Annotated in this window: 17 protein-coding genes; 15 read left to right on the top strand and 2 right to left on the bottom strand. The window is 63.6% G+C overall.

The features are described 5' to 3' along the window. The 4 genes from ACEK02_RS12905 to ACEK02_RS12890 form a co-directional block, all read left to right on the top strand. Positions 1–401: hypothetical protein (locus ACEK02_RS12905; protein ID WP_371422086.1), on the top strand; the 401-nt coding region annotated here is incomplete at its 5' end. A gap of 14 nt (positions 402–415) precedes the next feature. Then, positions 416–616 carry a hypothetical protein gene (locus ACEK02_RS12900; RefSeq protein ID WP_371422085.1) on the top strand — a complete coding sequence of 67 codons (201 nt, stop codon included), beginning with the start codon at positions 416–418 and terminating at the stop codon, positions 614–616. An 81-nt stretch (positions 617–697) separates the two neighbouring features. Next, entirely contained in the window at positions 698–1,048 is a 351-nt protein-coding gene (locus tag ACEK02_RS12895; RefSeq protein ID WP_022675518.1) for an antitoxin Xre/MbcA/ParS toxin-binding domain-containing protein, read from the top strand. A 4-nt stretch (positions 1,049–1,052) separates the two neighbouring features. Then, the gene (locus ACEK02_RS12890; protein ID WP_371422084.1) at positions 1,053–1,547 is read left to right on the top strand and encodes an RES family NAD+ phosphorylase; all 495 of its coding nucleotides are present in this window, start codon (positions 1,053–1,055) and stop codon (positions 1,545–1,547) included. Between the two features lie 33 nt (positions 1,548–1,580). On the opposite strand, the gene ACEK02_RS12885 is transcribed toward ACEK02_RS12890, so the two are convergent. Next, complete coding sequence (locus tag ACEK02_RS12885; protein WP_371422083.1) at positions 1,581–2,078, bottom strand: hypothetical protein; 498 nt, start codon at positions 2,076–2,078, stop codon at positions 1,581–1,583. 65 nt (positions 2,079–2,143) lie between these two features. Between ACEK02_RS12885 and ACEK02_RS12880 the strand changes: the two genes are divergently transcribed. From ACEK02_RS12880 to ACEK02_RS12830, 11 genes are all read left to right on the top strand, one after another. Continuing rightward, a complete protein-coding gene (locus ACEK02_RS12880) occupies positions 2,144–3,430 on the top strand; it encodes a hypothetical protein (RefSeq protein WP_371422082.1) in 1,287 nt (428 codons plus the stop codon). Between the two features lie 47 nt (positions 3,431–3,477). After that, positions 3,478–4,113 (top strand): hypothetical protein, encoded by a 636-nt coding sequence (locus ACEK02_RS12875; RefSeq protein WP_371422081.1) that lies wholly within the window; start codon positions 3,478–3,480, stop codon positions 4,111–4,113. Between the two features lie 102 nt (positions 4,114–4,215). Continuing rightward, a complete protein-coding gene (locus tag ACEK02_RS12870) occupies positions 4,216–5,889 on the top strand; it encodes a hypothetical protein (protein WP_371422080.1) in 1,674 nt (557 codons plus the stop codon). Between the two features lie 59 nt (positions 5,890–5,948). Further along, on the top strand, positions 5,949–6,320 hold the full coding sequence (locus ACEK02_RS12865; protein WP_072384179.1) for a DUF3768 domain-containing protein: 372 nt from the start codon (positions 5,949–5,951) through the stop codon (positions 6,318–6,320). Positions 6,321–6,392: 72 nt separating this feature from the next. Further along, positions 6,393–6,743: a hypothetical protein gene (locus ACEK02_RS12860; RefSeq protein ID WP_052241788.1), complete on the top strand. Its 351-nt coding sequence runs from the start codon at positions 6,393–6,395 to the stop codon at positions 6,741–6,743. Between the two features lie 203 nt (positions 6,744–6,946). Continuing rightward, positions 6,947–7,447, top strand: coding sequence for a DUF736 domain-containing protein (locus ACEK02_RS12855; RefSeq protein ID WP_066044081.1), 501 nt, complete (start codon positions 6,947–6,949; stop codon positions 7,445–7,447). 184 nt (positions 7,448–7,631) lie between these two features. Then, complete coding sequence (locus ACEK02_RS12850; RefSeq protein WP_072384181.1) at positions 7,632–8,147, top strand: hypothetical protein; 516 nt, start codon at positions 7,632–7,634, stop codon at positions 8,145–8,147. Next, entirely contained in the window at positions 8,141–8,512 is a 372-nt protein-coding gene (locus ACEK02_RS12845) for a hypothetical protein (protein WP_022675508.1), read from the top strand. The genes ACEK02_RS12850 and ACEK02_RS12845 overlap by 7 nt, the downstream gene beginning before the upstream one ends. Positions 8,513–8,587: 75 nt before the next feature. Further along, positions 8,588–8,890: a type II toxin-antitoxin system prevent-host-death family antitoxin gene (locus ACEK02_RS12840; protein ID WP_072384182.1), complete on the top strand. Its 303-nt coding sequence runs from the start codon at positions 8,588–8,590 to the stop codon at positions 8,888–8,890. Next, a complete protein-coding gene (locus ACEK02_RS12835; protein ID WP_072384183.1) occupies positions 8,871–9,275 on the top strand; it encodes a hypothetical protein in 405 nt (134 codons plus the stop codon). Before ACEK02_RS12840 ends, ACEK02_RS12835 begins: the two co-directional genes overlap by 20 nt. Positions 9,276–9,743: 468 nt before the next feature. After that, positions 9,744–10,079 carry a single-stranded DNA-binding protein gene (locus ACEK02_RS12830; RefSeq protein ID WP_022675505.1) on the top strand — a complete coding sequence of 112 codons (336 nt, stop codon included), beginning with the start codon at positions 9,744–9,746 and terminating at the stop codon, positions 10,077–10,079. A gap of 36 nt (positions 10,080–10,115) precedes the next feature. Here the strand turns inward: ACEK02_RS12830 and ACEK02_RS12825 are convergent, their stop codons facing one another. Continuing rightward, a complete protein-coding gene (locus ACEK02_RS12825; protein WP_371422079.1) occupies positions 10,116–10,352 on the bottom strand; it encodes a hypothetical protein in 237 nt (78 codons plus the stop codon). Positions 10,353–10,596: the final 244 nt, after the last annotated feature.

Here is a 10,596-nt window from a genome sequence, read left to right as displayed (position 1 = left end):
TCGGCGGGGGGATCAGGGCTGACTCCATGAGCAGCACCAATCCTACCCGACTGGATGAGCAATCCGGCCCCGTCGAGGCGAATTGCCCGCGAAGCATCCTGGAACTGCTCACCTCATCCTCGCACCCCTATGCCCTGGACTGGCGCAACCGGTGTTACGCCATGCTGCGTCTCAAGGAGCGAAAGGTTGCCGATGGCGACATCCTGCGGCTTCCCGAACCGCTGCGCTTTACTGACGGCAGCGAACACCGCGAGTTCCGGGTCAGCAAGCGCGGGAGCAAGATCGAGCTGCGGACACCCGATGGCTTCGGGGCCTATCGTATCTCCCGGCTGATGGAGCGGCGCTTCGAGATCATTCGTCCCGCCCGAAGGATCAAGACCTTCTTCCCGATAGCCCAGTAGCGAGGGCCTCTTCCATGACTTCTGCCAGCCTCGATCCGCGCCGCCGTGTCCTTTGCGGGCGGGCCAATGCCGAGCGCGTCGCCATCCGGATGAGCGCGAAAACCGGGAAGAGCCACGCTGTGGTCAGAACCGGCAGCACGCTTCAGCCCTTCTGTGTCATGCCGACGGGAGAAAACCCACCCGGTGCGATCGAACTGCAAGTTGTCGTCCTGTGACGAACTCGGCGCCAGCCCTATGGCAGCTTGAAGGCCGCTCAGAATGACGCTATATCGCGTCAGAATTCATGGAGCTTTGCAATGGCGATTCAGAACTATGCGGACAATGGCGCGTTTGCTCCGCGCAAAATCGTCGATGCGCTGCGCACCACCAGCGACGAACTGGCGCGCTCGCTGGGTCTCGGCAAGGACGCGATCCAGCGCAAGGACCGGATTGCCTCCGATCGTACCCAGCGCCGCCTTCGGCAGATGGTCGAAGTGCTCAACAAGGTCGAACCGCGGTTCGGTTCAGCCTTGCTGGCCTATGCCTGGTACCGCTCTGAGCCGCTGCCGGGCTTTTCGGGCCAGACTGCAATGCAGCTTGTGCAGAACAATCGGGCCGATGACGTTCTGACCTATATCGACGCCGTCGACGCCGGCATTCACGCCTAGCCTCATGCACTTCACCGGGCTGCTCTACCGCGCCCACAATCCGGTCTGGTCCCGCGAGCCCCTCTCAGGGGAGGGGGCGGCCCGGTTTGGCGGACGGTTCAATCGCATCGGGCGCAGCGCGCTCTATACTTCCCTCGCCCCAGAGACCGCGCTGCGCGAGGCCAATCAGGTTGGCACCCTCCAGCCCACCACGCTCGTCGCTTATCAGGCCGATATCGGACCGTTGCTCGATGGCCGCGATGCGGCTGCATTGCGGCCTTTCGGTATCGCACCGGCTGAGCTCGCCGACCCGGCGTGGCGTGATCGGATGCTCTCAGGCAAACCGGTCCCGACGCAAGATCTGGCGGAGGCCGCGATCGCGCAAGGCTATGTGGGCATTGTCGTGCCGAGCTACGCCCGCGGCGCTCCCGCCGACGCTCTCAACCTTGTCCTGTGGCACTGGGAAGGGCGCATCACGCTCGTAGATGACGACGACCGGCTTGGCCTGCGCAATCCCTGATTCTGCCGGTGAGGCCGGCAAGCTGATGCCTGCCTAGTCCTCGATCCGGCCGCCAAGCGACGGATCGAGATACCACGAGGGTCCCTCGACGAAGTCGGCCGAGCGTGCCGGAACGGGCCCGTCGGGTTCGCTTGCGACATAGGGATTGACCTGCGGTGCAGGCCTCTCGCCGGAGCGAAGGAGCTTCCCCGACATTTCGCAGCGAGGGCGCAGGAGATCGAGCAGCCATTCGAGATCATCCAGCATCTGGACAATGCCGCGCCCCGCCAGCGTGTAGTAGAGACACCGCTGATAATCATCGCACTGGCACGAAAGCACCTGCGTCAGCTTGTTCTTGGCACCGGGTGTGCCCAGGAAAACCCCCTGCAGCGCTTCGTAGAGTTCGCGCGCCGAATAATAGGCATCGAACGCTTCTATCCCGATAGAGGCATTGCTGAGCGAGCGCCGCGTAGGCGTCACCAGCGGGTCAACCGATGCATCGCGCAGCGTCAGATCGAGGTCGAATTGGCCGAGATCGAATACCTTGTTCATAAGACAAAATTCCTCTATGTGACGAACATAGAGTGAACAAAAGGGGCGGTCAAGAGCGTCAGACCATGTGGTTGGTGGCCAAGGACACCACAGGTAGCACCGGGCGCGTCGCCATTGGCGACGGTCTGCGGGCAGCCTTGGTCCGCTGGTACACGGGCCATGGCAACGAGGCCGATCACCGGGCCTGCGTCTCCCTCGTCGTGACAGCGCGCGAGAATCACAAATGGCTCGCCTGCGATTGTCTGGGCGAGGTCACCGCGCCGCCGCTGCTGAGCCCGGCCTACCTGAGCTTTCAGGAAACCTATTATCTGCGGCGGCTGACTTCGAGGCCGATGCATGCGCCGGCGTGTCCATTTTTCCTGCCCCAGGCACCGCCGCGCATCCGCGAGACAGCAAGGGATTCGCTCTACGCGCTCGATGTTCCAGATGGCCTGTTCAACGCGCACCAGAAGGCGCCGGAGAAACTCGCCCAGAAACCGGACCACAGTGAGCCAGACGACCGGTCGCGCGGTGTTGCAATCCCGCGCCTCGGCAAACTGCTGTGGCTGCTGCTCGAGCGGGCGGGTTCCAACGTGCTGCGCGAGCTTCCGCCAGCAGGGCCACGGGAGGGCTCGATCAGCCAGGAGATGCGTTTCCTGCGCCGGGCTGCGCAAGGTCTCGAGATTGCGCCCAGGGTTCCGCTCTCGGCCCATCTCTACACGAACGCCATCGATTACGAAAAGCGGCGGGTTCACGCCCGACTGCGCGCTGCGGCCGAGAGATGGCCTCATGAATTCGCGCCCCAGGCGTTTCTTCTGCTCGAGGCCAATGCGGTCACTTCCACCGAGATCGTCACCGGTCTCGGCACGATCTCGGTCCGAAACCGCATCCAGCACACCGGGATCATCCGCGCCGAAGTTGAGCCGCCGTTTCTTGTGCTCGCCGTCGTCGGCGAGCACAGCAGGAAGGAGGGCTATGTCGCGCTGCGCGCCTACGCTCAGCCTGTCTTGAGCGGCAACCAGTTCGTGCCGACAGAGCGAGACCACGACCGAGACGTTCTGCGGGCGCTCCAAGACGCGCAGTTTATCCTGCGACGCCGGGACATCCGGATGGCGGTGAAGAAGATCCTTTTCGATCTGCCATTTGCGGACGTCTCCGTAAGGCCGGATTTCCTGATCGCCCTTCTCGACGACAACACCGGGCAGGAGTGCCGCTTTGCGCTGCAAATCCTCCAGTCGTCCGACGAGGATTATCTCGCCCTCAGGGCAATCGAGCGGACTCGTCTTTCGCAGCTTGGACCGGTGGCGGCCCTCGCTCTTGGAGACGTCACGCCCGAGATCGTTGCCCGGACCGCTCTCGGGATCCTGAGCTGAAGAAGAGGGGGAGGGTCTGAGCGAACCTGCAACAGGAGAGTTCGCTCATGCCATGTTTTGCCCCATCACCGCGTCCCTCCACTTCCATCTGGGGCGCCGTCCAGCAGGCCGATCAGCTGGCCCCCGGCATATGGTCAGTTATGACCGCCAGCCACGGCGGTATCATTCTGTCCGATCAGAGACAGGCCGCCATGCCAGCGGCGCTACGGATCGAAGGCGGGGCCTACGAAGAAGATTGCGATTGGGGGCTCCCGATCCTTGCCTTCACCAGCGAGCTTGAAGGGCAGGGCTCCTGCTCTGCGGGCTTCCTGCAGCTTGCCCGCGATACTACCCGATGTTGGCACCCGGACCGCTTCAGCGCCTTCACCGGCGAGGCAATAGAGGAGAATTCCTCTGCGATCCTGCGGACGCGCAAGGCTTATATGGCTGCGATCGGCGAATTCTGCGTGACCAGCGCCTGGGGCGATTGGGCCGAGTGGGTGCCGGAAGGCAAAGTCGGCGTGATTACCCGACAAGTCGAGCGCGTCGATCACCTTGGCCGGCCAACCTATGGCGAGGCCGAAGTCTGCGCGCTCATCGCCAAGGACCTCTACGCCGCGCGCGGCGAGGTTACGGCGCTGCGTGATACGGCGCACGAGATCATCCCGATTCCTGAAGCCCTGCGACCCAAGCGCGTTGGCTGAAGAGCAGGCCAAGGCAGCCGGGCTCCGGCCAGGCATCAATCCGCTGTTCTGAAGGGAAGGGGGAGGGGAGGGGCGAAACAGTGCGATGAAGGACCCCTTGTCATGAACCCGACAGTTATTCGACCCAGCGTTAGCCCGAAGACGATCACCAAAGTCACGCGCCTCTTCAATGGCACCATCGGCGATATCCTCGGCGAGCTCCTCCAGAACAGTCGCCGCGCGGGCGCTTCCCGAATCGATATCGCCTGCTGCGCGGATCAGGACGCAGCGCGCCTGACCCTTGTCGATGATGGAACCGGAGTCGCCCATCCGCAGACCATGATTGCGCTGGGGGATTCGGGCTGGAGCCAGCACATCCATGAGGCCGAAGACCCGGCAGGCATGGGTGTCTTCAGCCTGGCGGGCAAGGAAACCCGGATCAGCTCGCGTCATACCGATGCCGACATCGGATGGTCGGTCCATGTCCCAGCGGATGGCTGGACCGGTGCGCAGGACATTGCCGTGCAGCCCCTTGCTCGCCCCGTCGGGACGACAATCAGCTTCCTGATGCCCGGTGTGAGCGAGCAGACCACCGAGCGGATTCTGCGCGAGGTCGCGAAGTTCTACCCGCTGCCGGTGTTCTTCAATGGCACGGAAATGCCGCGCGAGGACTTCCTCGCCAAGGCAATCTACATCGCCGAGTGGAACGGCAGCCAGATCGGCGTGTTCGAAGGGCGCGAATACCACCAGGACCCCACGACGAATTTCCATGGGATGGTGCTCACCCGCAAGCTTGCCAGCGTCTCGGAGAGCCTTGGCGGCAAAACATACCATGCCCGGCTCGATATCGGGGCCACCCCGGGCCTTGCCCTTGTGCTCCCGGCGCGCAAGGAATTCGTCGAGAATGCCGCGTTTGCGGCGCTTCAGGCGGCCTGCAGGCGCACGATCTATGCCGCGCTGGCGCACAGAGGCCAGCACCGGCTTTCCTTCGAGAACTGGAAGGAAGCGCGCGATCTTGGGGTTGCCCTGCCGGAGGCCGACCCCTGCCTGCCCCGCTGGCATGCTGCCATTGCGGAGAGCGACAACGTCAGTGTCGAGTATGAGGAAATCGCAGCAGGTGCGGACACGATCCTTGTCGCGGATCTTGAGCCCGATATTGCCCAGGGACTGGAGCGCGCGCTGCGCGACCACCCCTTGCGCCCGCACCTCGTCGAGAACCATCCCGCATACGCTGGCTATGGCTGGTATGACGCGCTGCATCAGCTCGGCAACGTGCGCTTCTATGTTGCAGCCGGAGAGCGCGACCACGTCATCGCCGAAAACGGCAGCTTCCCCCCGCTCGATGACCATGTTCGTGCCGAGACGATCGAGCTGAGGTTCTGCGTCTTCCACCGCGCCAGCGAAACGCAGCGCGAGGAACGGATCTCGGCAGATGTCGCCTTCGTCGTCGGCGAGGATGGCTGGTACAGCGGCATCGACCAGATCCGCATTGCCTATGTTCCGGGTCCGGCGCTGACTCCTGAAACGCTGGTCGATCTGATCGAGAACGTCTGTTTCTGCGCGAACGACGACAGCGAGGCCGACTCCTGGGACACCCAGCACGAGCACTTCTTGCGCGATGCGCGCGAGCTCGCGGCCCGGGTGCTGCTCGGCGAGGACGAGGCCATTGCGGCGCGTATCCGCGACACGCTTGCCGGCATCCTCTGGGTCATTCCCAAGGACCGGCAGGTTGCCATTACCGTTGCTGCCGGGACCGCGATCGATGTTCAGCTTTCCGCTTTTCAACCTGCGGGCTGAGTCCCGCGAGGCCGTCCGGTTGTCCGCTCGTCGTCTCTTGGATCAGGAGGAGACCTCCAATGCATGACACATCTGACCTCACTTGCGCGCGGCAACGCACCGAGCGCATTGCGCTGCTCAATGATGCCGCGCGCCAGGGCCGTGACCGAACGGCCCGCATCGTCATGACCTCCGGGTTGCTTGCAGAATTCGGCGGCGACACCGTGGCACAAAGCATGATGGTTCAGGCTCGGTTGATGGCCGCTCTGCGCCATTGCACCTTCGCCCCGGATTCGCCCGAGCGAGACTTTGCAAGCATGGATGTCGATGGCATCAAGGTGCTGATGAAAGTCGATTATTACGACACCGAACTGGCATTTGGGTCCGAGGATCCGGCCAATCCAGCGATGACACGGCGCGTCATCACGCTGATGCGGCCAGCGGACTACTGATGAGTTCAGGGGCTGACATGTCAGTGCGCCGCGGGGCATCGGCCCAGTTAAGGGTGGGGAGGTAACGAGCGCATGAGCAGGCACAAAGTACCGCTTCGTGACGGGATTGCGGCTGCCAGTGCCTATGTCGGATGGGACCGACCGCTTCAGACCTATTTCGCGCAGGTTCTGAGCGCTCCTGACGAAGACGGGGAGGAAATCGAACTCGTATGGGTCGGAACCGCTTTCGGAGAGCTGCCCCGCGCGGTTGACGCAATCCGCGCGCTCGAGCCCTATTGCCATATCGAGGCAAGTCTTGCCGCACAGCTCGAGATCGACAGGATGGCCTGCCTCGCCACGCGCGATGGACCCAATCAGCTGGAAGCCAAGGCGTTCATGGCGCGCCTCAACCAGATCAAGGACGGGTCCGAGCCCGAAGCTTAGGTCGGTACAGACCGCGCTTGGCTCGAAGCAGGGCTGGTTCAGCTCCAATCCAACTATCGAGACTCCTCAGCCCTCCGGGCTGGACAGGATGACGCGCGCCTGCGGTGGCTGGCGCACGGGCCGGGCCAGGGGCCCGGAGGAGAGGGGGGATGGGAGAAGGTGTTCCGGACAAGGGGTTCGGACGGCATCAGGAGAACTTCGACATGAACATCGGCACCCTCAAGGCCAACGCAGAAGGCGTTCACATCGGCCGCATCACCACCCTCACCTTCAGCGCGACCGTCGCCCTGCGGGCTTTCGAATCCACCAACGAGCGGGCACCCAAGTTCGACCTCATGGCGCTCTCGGCGGACCGCCGCAGCTGGGTCAAGATCGGCGCGCTCTGGGAATACTCGTCGAACGAGACCGGCGAGTGCTTCCTCTCGGGCCAGATCGACGATCCCAGCCTCTCGGCGCCGATCCCGGTCGCCATGTTCCAGCAGAACGATGGCAGCTACAACGTCGCCTGGCGCCGCTCGAAGCCCAAGGCCTCGCTCGACGGCTTCGGCAGCGAGAGTGAAGGCGCCCTGCCGCCGCTGACTGCCACCGGCGACGAACCGGCCAGCGACCGCAGCGTTGACAGCGCTGCTGCCACCGGCGACGGTCTGGGCGACAGCACTGCTCCGGCACCCAAGGGCAAGACGCGCGCGAGCGTCGACGCCTGACCGGGACAAGCCCCCGGTGACCGGTGCCGCGACCCGCGCCGGTCACATCGGGAAGGCCCGTCCGCGCATTCGTCGCGGGCGGGCCTTTTCTTTTGCCCGGTGCTTGCAAGCCGAGCCGACCTGCAGCGGAAACTCTGCCTGCGAGAGAGAAGGGGGAGGTGCCGTTCAAGCAAAGGAGGCTTGAATGGCACAGACAAACTGGACTCTCGATCTTGGCGGGGCTCCGTGGAACGAAGACTGTGCGCAGATCGGCCACACCCAGAACTTCGACCTCGTGAATACCGCGGAAGCAATGCTCTACAGGGCTGCGCTGATCGCGGTCGCCGGGCCTCCGCCCGCAGGGATCACCCTGCGGATCAAGGCTAACGCCCATGATTTCGGGACCTACCGGACGGTCGAGGCGAGCATCGATGACGAACAGGACGATGGTAGCCATGCCAGCTATATCGAGACCCTCGAGACCGGCTTTGCCTTTTGGCATCAAGCCGGGTTTGCACCGCCGGAATTCGGCAAACTGACAGCCAGCAGTCAGCTTGCGGGTTTCGTCGTGGATGCAGTCGCAAGCGCGCTGCGGATCACACGGCCGAGCAGCACCGGCGCATTCTTTCCGGAGTCCTCCGGGCCGATCCACCGCAACCTCAACGCGGCCTTCCCGGAGGCGGCGCAGCGCGCCTTTTCCGAAGGGAGCCTGCCATGCTGACCGACAGCGAGCGCTTCGCCTTCAGCGTCTGGCGGATCCATGCGTTCGCCTCGACGGGCAATGCCTACGACGCCGTGCAGACCGACGAGAGCATCGCAGCCGGTGACACCCTGCTTGTTCTCGATGAACGGGTTGTCGGTGTCGCGATGACTTGGCCTTTTGCCATCACGGCACAGCCGGGCAAGCTTCACGCGGTCTGTGCGCCTGGCGCTGGCGAAACCCTTGGGCACATTGAAAGGGCGCTCGATGTTCCAGACGGGTCAATCGCTCGAGCCTGCCGCCTCGCAAGGACACTGGGCATTGCGATTGATGCGGGCCTCGTCCCGTGGCTGTCTGAGCCGCTGGCGAGAGATGGGGACGACTAGCGCGGCGAGTGGCGCCACAGAAATCTTGCTATTTTGGCAATAATTGCTATTTTAAGGCCAAGAGGAGATACCACCATGCCAACGGCGGCGAATGAGCACCCCAGGGTTCCCCTAACCCAGTTTCACAACAACACCGGCGAGTTCCTCGATCTGGCAACCAAGCAGCCGGTCGTCCTGACCAGCCATGGCCGCGAGCGGCATGTAATCGCAGATAGCGAGTATTTCCGCCATCTTGAACAGGCGGCACGCGGTGTGATCGCCGGCCACATGAATATCGAAGCTGTCGCTTCGTCCGACATGACCGGAGCCGACCGCAAGGCTTTTGCCAATGCACGGCCTTCGGCCAGTGAACTTGCCAATGACCGCTGGGAAGACTGACCGACCCGCCGCAGGCCATATCCTCCGTTACGTCTATCTCTTCGAGGAAGAGCAGAGACGAGGCCGCGACGAAGGCGTCAAGGAACGCTCCGTCGTCGTCGTGGGTGTGGACGGCTCGCGCTATCTGGTTGCCGCGATCACGACCAAGGGCGAGGGGCGCAAGAACGCCATCCCCATCCCCGATGAGATCGCACGCACAGCCGGGCTCGTTCCGGGTAGCGCGATTGTCGTTTCGGAATTCAACCGGTTCACCTGGCCCGGGTTCGACATCAGACCCCTGATGAAGCAGCCCGGGTACATTGCCGGACGACTCCCACCGCGGTTCACAGCAAAGATCATCGATGCCATCGGAGCCTGGGGCGCCGCTGCCGTCGATCGCGATTGATTTCCGGAACGCCGAGGCAGCCTGCTCCTTGGAGCCTTGTCTGATCGTGCATCAACGTCAGGCCAGTCACGCCGGCGTTGTGGATTGGCGCCGGAGGTGGCCGAGGTCGGGTATTCCGGATCAGTGCCGCAGAGGGACCTCTCGCTCACCGGGATCGGCAAGGGCGGGCGAATTATCCCGTGATCATCATCGTCAATAACAAGCCGGTACGCGGCGAAGTTGATGTCCAGGCGTGCGATAAGCTCCTGTGCCAACAGCACGTCTGCCGACCAGTGCCCATGCCTCTTTGGTCGAGCTTAGGGCCAACCTGCAGAAATGCGAGCCGTGTTGCCCGGCAAGCCGGGCTGCCCGCACCACCTCGATTTCCGAGGTTCCCCGCGCGCGGAAGCGCGCGGTGTCCCAGCTCTCCCGCCGAGGCTCGACAAGGGCACCGGCGGACGAGCCGTCGGCACCAAGGAGGCTCTTGCAATGAACATCGTCAACCTCGTCGGCCGTCTCGCCAAGGATCCCGTTGCCCGCGACCGCAGCGACACCCGCATCACCGAACTGATCCTCGTGACCGAACGTCCGGTTATCCGCGACGGCAAGGTCCAGAAGGATCCGGAAACCGGCTACCCGGTCAAGGATGCCGAATTCCACAAGATCACCGTCTTCAACGGCCTCGGGCTCCCGCTGCGCCAGCACAAGGCCAAGGGTGACCAGCTCGCCGTGACGGGCCGCATCCACTACTCGCGCTGGCAGGACGCCGAAGGCAACGACCGCTACGGCTGCGAGATCATCGCCGAGAACGTCGAGTTTATCTGACCGGCAGGGCGGCGCGCAGGCGTCGCCCGAGCCCTTTCAGGGGGGCGACAGCTGGACACCGGTGGCGTCCAGCTTCGTCCCGCGGTGACCGCAGCTGCAGCGCAAGTGCCGCGCGACGATCTCCAGCTTCATCGGGATGGATTTGGCAAAACATCGGTCTCGCAGTTTGGCTGCCGGAACGATCACAATGCGGTGGCAGCCGAGACATTCTACCTGCGCGTTGAGGCCATGGCGAACCAGATCGGCCAGGGTATCGAGACGTTTGCTGCTCATGGCTGCGTTAGAACATTATAAGAACATAGGGTGTCAAGGATGACAGGGGGCGGGCAGGAAAAATACGAGCAGGTGCTTGCCGTCCCCCTGGCCTTCGGCCGGGATCGCGCTCTACTTCGCCAACCATCCTTGGCGCCGGGACTTGGTCCGGCAGCCAATGACGGTCCGGCTCCACCGTGTCCCTTTCAGGGTCTCGGTAGGGTAGACGCGAGACGCCTCTTTCGAGGACGCCCCAGCGCCTCCC

This window comes from Tardiphaga sp. (assembly GCF_041424195.1).
Lineage (GTDB): Bacteria > Pseudomonadota > Alphaproteobacteria > Rhizobiales > Xanthobacteraceae > Tardiphaga.
Note: the sequence above shows the minus strand (reverse complement) of the source record. Positions and strands in the feature narration are given on the sequence as shown.

Coding starts and splice junctions, on each gene's coding strand:
- ACEK02_RS12895 (WP_022675518.1), top strand. CDS start 698: ATGGCGATTCAGAACTATGCGGACAATGGCGCGTTTGCTCCGCGCAAA.
- ACEK02_RS12850 (WP_072384181.1), top strand. CDS start 7,632: ATGGCACAGACAAACTGGACTCTCGATCTTGGCGGGGCTCCGTGGAAC.
- ACEK02_RS12830 (WP_022675505.1), top strand. CDS start 9,744: ATGAACATCGTCAACCTCGTCGGCCGTCTCGCCAAGGATCCCGTTGCC.
- ACEK02_RS12880 (WP_371422082.1), top strand. CDS start 2,144: ATGTGGTTGGTGGCCAAGGACACCACAGGTAGCACCGGGCGCGTCGCC.
- ACEK02_RS12825 (WP_371422079.1), bottom strand. CDS start 10,352: ATGAGCAGCAAACGTCTCGATACCCTGGCCGATCTGGTTCGCCATGGC.
- ACEK02_RS12870 (WP_371422080.1), top strand. CDS start 4,216: ATGAACCCGACAGTTATTCGACCCAGCGTTAGCCCGAAGACGATCACC.
- ACEK02_RS12865 (WP_072384179.1), top strand. CDS start 5,949: ATGCATGACACATCTGACCTCACTTGCGCGCGGCAACGCACCGAGCGC.
- ACEK02_RS12885 (WP_371422083.1), bottom strand. CDS start 2,078: ATGAACAAGGTATTCGATCTCGGCCAATTCGACCTCGATCTGACGCTG.
- ACEK02_RS12860 (WP_052241788.1), top strand. CDS start 6,393: ATGAGCAGGCACAAAGTACCGCTTCGTGACGGGATTGCGGCTGCCAGT.
- ACEK02_RS12890 (WP_371422084.1), top strand. CDS start 1,053: ATGCACTTCACCGGGCTGCTCTACCGCGCCCACAATCCGGTCTGGTCC.
- ACEK02_RS12875 (WP_371422081.1), top strand. CDS start 3,478: ATGCCATGTTTTGCCCCATCACCGCGTCCCTCCACTTCCATCTGGGGC.
- ACEK02_RS12845 (WP_022675508.1), top strand. CDS start 8,141: ATGCTGACCGACAGCGAGCGCTTCGCCTTCAGCGTCTGGCGGATCCAT.
- ACEK02_RS12835 (WP_072384183.1), top strand. CDS start 8,871: ATGACCGCTGGGAAGACTGACCGACCCGCCGCAGGCCATATCCTCCGT.
- ACEK02_RS12900 (WP_371422085.1), top strand. CDS start 416: ATGACTTCTGCCAGCCTCGATCCGCGCCGCCGTGTCCTTTGCGGGCGG.
- ACEK02_RS12855 (WP_066044081.1), top strand. CDS start 6,947: ATGAACATCGGCACCCTCAAGGCCAACGCAGAAGGCGTTCACATCGGC.
- ACEK02_RS12840 (WP_072384182.1), top strand. CDS start 8,588: ATGCCAACGGCGGCGAATGAGCACCCCAGGGTTCCCCTAACCCAGTTT.